This is a genomic window from Amaricoccus solimangrovi (assembly GCF_006385685.1).
Lineage (GTDB): Bacteria > Pseudomonadota > Alphaproteobacteria > Rhodobacterales > Rhodobacteraceae > Amaricoccus > Amaricoccus solimangrovi.
On sequence record NZ_VFRP01000069.1, the window covers coordinates 1 to 4,423 of the forward strand.

Here is a 4,423-nt window from a genome sequence, read left to right on the forward strand (position 1 = left end):
GTCGCGGTGATCGTCATCGAGATGGGGATGATCACGCCCCCCGTCGGGCTCAACGTCTTCGTCGTGAAGGGCGTCGCCACCGACGTGCCGATGACCACGATCTTCCGCGGCGTCTTGCCCTTCCTGCTCGCCATGGCGCTGGGGCTCCTGCTCATCATCGCCTTCCCAAGCATCGCACTCCTCATCCCCAACACCATGTTCGGGTGAGCGTGGGTGCGCGGCGGGCCGAAGCCGCCGCGCTACGCCTTGGTGTTCCCGTTGCCCGAGTGCGACCCGAAGCGCGCGAAGGCGGTCCGCTCAGGCATCGGTTCGGAGGAGGAGGAGGAGCCGCAGAACCGTCGGAACGACGCCCGGTCGTCCAGCGCCTCGGCGAACGGTACGTCGGACAGGTCTTACCACACCGAAAGGAGCGTCGTCCTGAACAGGCCAAGAGCGGCCAGGCCGGCTCGCCTTTCGCCGCGCTGGAAGTTTCGGACAGCGCCTCTTCGACCGGTGCCCAGTCGATCAGCCCGCGAGATCATCCAGGGATGAATGCGCGCCACGCCGATCCGCGACGAAGCCCGAAGCTCTCCTGGCCAATCCGCCGCCCAGACATCGCACACCTCAATTCCTTGTCCGGATTGAGCGGATCACGTTCAGTACCCTCCGTCCAGACCTACCCGCGCACAGGTCTCATCACCGTCGGCCTGCCAGCCGCGTCGTGCGACTGACCAGCTTGGCCCGCCGATGAGCGCGAGGTCCGCCGTGAGCTACACCACTTAGCGTAATCGCCATTCCGCCCCTCGTGCGCGCCGAGGCCGCGGTGATCCGGAGGCGACGGGCGGTCCGACCTGTAATAACATTACATATTTTCTCGGGTATATATTTCAAATGGAATGATTTTTGTCAGATTTCCAGGATCGGCTCCAGCTGAAACGGAAGCTAGCATTCGGGAAATGGCCTCCTCCGCTAGCTGGCGCAACGGATGAGCTATGACCAATGTCATGGTCCCCTCGAGCAGGGCCGCGCGTGTGACATCCATGAGTTCGTAGCCGACAACAACGAGATTCTTGGGCCGCGCCACGTGCCGCAACGCGGCGAGCGCGCCGCTGATGCCGCCTCCCGCGATGTAAAGCCCCGCCAGGTCAGGGTGATCGCGGAGAAGCTCCTCCGTCAACTCCTGTGCGATGGCGGCCGACTCGTAGGTGGCGCGGGGTTCGAGTAATGCGAAGCCGGGTGCGTGTTCGCGAAAATAGGACCGGAATCCGCTCTCGTTCATCTCCTGGTTTCTATAGCGCGGACTGCCCATCAAAATGCCCACCGCGCCGGGTTCTCGACCGATGTGTTCGATTGCCCAAGCCGCGGTTCGTCCGACCTTCCAGTTGTCGAGCCCAATATAATGGACTTGGCCAGTAGCTGCCAGTTGGGAGATCAACGCGAAAACGGGCGTACCTTGGGATTGTAGGTCCTCCAGCGCGTCGGTGATCGTGGGATGTACCATTGAAGTCACGCAGATCGCGGCGCAGTCACCCGCGAGCGCGCGTGCGCGTTCGGCAGTGTTGGCGGGAGAGAGATCCTCGAGATGCTCGATCCGGACTTCAATCTCAGCGTCTTGACAGGCTTGTGCCACGGCGCGGATTTCCTGTGCGACCGCGCGATACCAGGGACGCTGTGACTGGAGCAAGAGAAAGCCGAAGCGGTACCTGGGTCGTGTCGTGGCCATGCGCGCGTCGATGGCGCCGAGCCCGTAGAAGTTTATCTCGGCGGCGGTCGCGCGCACCTTCTCCCGCGTCACAGGGCGCACCCCCGGAGCTCCGGAAAGCACGCGGTTTACCGTTGCCACCGACAGCCCTGAGGCAGCGGCCAAATCGCGGATTGTTGGTCGGCGCACCGTTTTCTCCGTGGAAGATACAATTTATCTCATTTATCGGCCATAATGAGACTAATGATACAATTTGTTGGTTTCTTCAAGGTGATCTCTTGATCAGGTCAACGTCAGAATGATATTTTTGTTCCATCCACTCGGACCGCGTAGAAATCGGATTCCGCATGAGCCTTCGGGATGAGGCGGCCGAGCAGCGCGGGGCTGATCAGGAAAGAGGCGGGTGCGCCTAGGAGGAAGCATGGACGATCTCAAGTATGGCACACGGAACAAGCGAGGAGACTGGGCGCCCAATGCCACGGTCGAGATAGCGCCATTCTGGGCTTGGCCGCCAGCACTGGGGCGCGTCCTCCGATGGCTACCCGAATACCTCTGGCCATGGAATGCCTTCCACATGGCGACCGCGCTCGCGTATTGGTACCTTGTAGTGCCGGATGTCGAGACCGCGCGCACGCTCACGCCGGGTTGGATCCTCTGGCTCTACGCGGTCAACGCGCTCGCGATCTTCGCGATGTATGGTGGGATCGAACTCTTCTACTACATCAAGCGCGTGCAGGGCACCCGGTTCAAGTTCAACGGAAAGTTCCCGGCCGAGCAGCCTTCGGATGTTTTCTGGTTCAAGAGCCAGAACATCGACAATTTCTTGCGCAGCTTCTTCGTGACGATCCCGATGTGGACTGTCATCGAGGTTGCGATCCTCTGGTGCCATGCGAACGGCATCGGTACTTGGCTCGCCTGGTCTGACCATCCGGTGTACCTCGCGCTACTCGTTTTCTTCGCACCATTCATTCACGAGGTGCATTTCTTCTTCATCCATCGTGCGATCCACTGGCCGCCGCTCTATAAGTGGATCCACTCGGTTCACCACAATTCGATCAATCCCTCCCCATGGTCGTCGCTTTCCATGCATCCGGTCGAGGGATTCGCCTATTTCGCAGTGGGACTCTGGCATCTGGTGATCCCCTCAAACCCCATTGTCGCGCTGTTCCAACTCAACATCGCAGGTTTTGGGGCGGTTAATGGTCATATCGGCTTCGACAAGCTCGAACTGACGGACGAGACCGCGCTCGATAGCCATGCTTTCACTCACTACCTGCATCACAAGTATTTCGAGGTGAACTACGGCGGCGACGGGCTGATCCCGCTCGATAAGTGGTTCGGCACCTGGCACGACGGCTCCAAGGAAGGCGACGCCATGATGAACGCTCGCTTCAAGAAAAGGAAGGATCGGATGAAAGAGAAGGAATCCGCCGCCGCGTCCATGTAGTTGTGCCAGGCAGTTAAACGAACGACGACGAGTGGATGCCCCCTGAACGACATGTGACAGATGCGCAATTCGCTTCGTCATCACGCGATTTAGTATTCGTCTTACGATCCACCATAATTATCCAAGAAATCCGCGAGTACGCGGGGAGAGGGAGGATGAAATGAAACCAATGAAGATCCTTGCCGCGGTCCTGGCATCGACGGCGGTGATCGCGTTCTGCGCGCCGGTCGGGGCTCATGCCGAAGGGTCCAATATCGTTGTCATCGGCGGCAAACCCGATGATCCGTTCTGGGCGAAGGTGAAGAAGGGTGCCGACGATGCCGGCCTTGTGGTCACGGAACATGGCGGTTCGGTGACCTGGCTCGGACCGCAGAGCTACGATAACCTTGGCGCCGACGCGGCCAACCTGATCCGCACCGCGTTGAGCCAGCAGCCGGACGCGATCATCGGACCGGACTGGGTTCCCGAGTCGATGGATGACGCGTTCAAGGCCGCGATCAGCGCGGGCGTTCCCGTCGTCATCTACAACGCTGGTGGCATGGAAGCGGCCCAGCGGCTCGGAGCGATGAATTTCGTAGGCAACGACGAACTCATCGCGGGTACCGCCGCGGGCAAATACCTGGGAGAGCATGGCGCCAAGAACGTCATCTGCGTGAACACGGTTCCCGGCGCGGCGAATCTGGAGGCGCGCTGCAAAGGAGTATCCGAGGGTATCGCGGCCACCGGCGGGACCGCCAGTCAGCTGCCGCTGCCCGCGACGAGCTTCGGCAACCCGACGGCCGTGGCCGAGGCGATCAAGGCGGCGCTCCTCAAGAACGCCGAAGTCGATGGCGTGATCACGATCAGCGCTTCGGACGCGAACAGCGCCGCCAACGGCATCATGCAGGCTGGGGGCCAAGGTCGGGTGAAGCTGGGCTCTTTCGACTTCGACAAGTCGGGGCTCGACCGCGTCAAGGACGGCAGCCAGCTCTTCGCAGTTGATCAGCAACCCTACATGCAGGGTTACCTCGCCGTTTCTCTCGCGGCCGGATACGCGAGCTATGGGCTTGATATCCCGACCGCTCCCATCCTCACCGGCCCCAAGATCGTGGACGGGGACAGTGTCGACGCCGCGATCGAAGGCGTGGCGGCGGGTGTGCGTTAACATCTGAAGCCGAGCGCACCTCGGCGCGAGCCCTTCAAACCGGACCGCCCACCGGGGTGGCCCGGACCAACCTCCGCGCGAAGCGATCGTGGCCGCCCCCGGGGCCGGCCGGAGCGTCGCATGCAAGGGATACCCCAATGGCAACCCAATC

5 protein-coding genes are annotated in these 4,423 nt (G+C 61.4%); 3 read left to right on the forward strand and 2 right to left on the reverse strand.

Translation table 11 applies throughout. From position 1 onward, the window contains the following. A partial coding sequence (locus tag FJM51_RS23005; RefSeq protein WP_140456428.1) for a TRAP transporter large permease subunit occupies positions 1-207 on the forward strand: 207 nt, incomplete at its 5' end. Positions 208-239: 32 nt separating this feature from the next. Here the strand turns inward: FJM51_RS23005 and FJM51_RS25460 are convergent. Both FJM51_RS25460 and FJM51_RS23015 read right to left on the reverse strand, forming a co-directional pair. Beyond that, positions 240-389, reverse strand: coding sequence for a transposase (locus FJM51_RS25460; RefSeq protein ID WP_210240407.1), 150 nt, complete (start codon positions 387-389; stop codon positions 240-242). Between the two features lie 452 nt (positions 390-841). Beyond that, complete coding sequence (locus FJM51_RS23015; protein WP_140456429.1) at positions 842-1,870, reverse strand: LacI family DNA-binding transcriptional regulator; 1,029 nt, start codon at positions 1,868-1,870, stop codon at positions 842-844. Positions 1,871-2,102: 232 nt separating this feature from the next. Here FJM51_RS23015 and FJM51_RS23020 point away from each other — a divergent pair, with 232 nt between their 5' ends. Both FJM51_RS23020 and FJM51_RS23025 read left to right on the forward strand, forming a co-directional pair. Then, a complete protein-coding gene (locus FJM51_RS23020; protein ID WP_140456430.1) occupies positions 2,103-3,128 on the forward strand; it encodes a sterol desaturase family protein in 1,026 nt (341 codons plus the stop codon). A 160-nt stretch (positions 3,129-3,288) separates the two neighbouring features. Continuing rightward, positions 3,289-4,272 (forward strand): sugar ABC transporter substrate-binding protein, encoded by a 984-nt coding sequence (locus FJM51_RS23025; RefSeq protein WP_140456431.1) that lies wholly within the window; start codon positions 3,289-3,291, stop codon positions 4,270-4,272. The last annotated feature ends 151 nt before the right edge of the window (positions 4,273-4,423 follow it).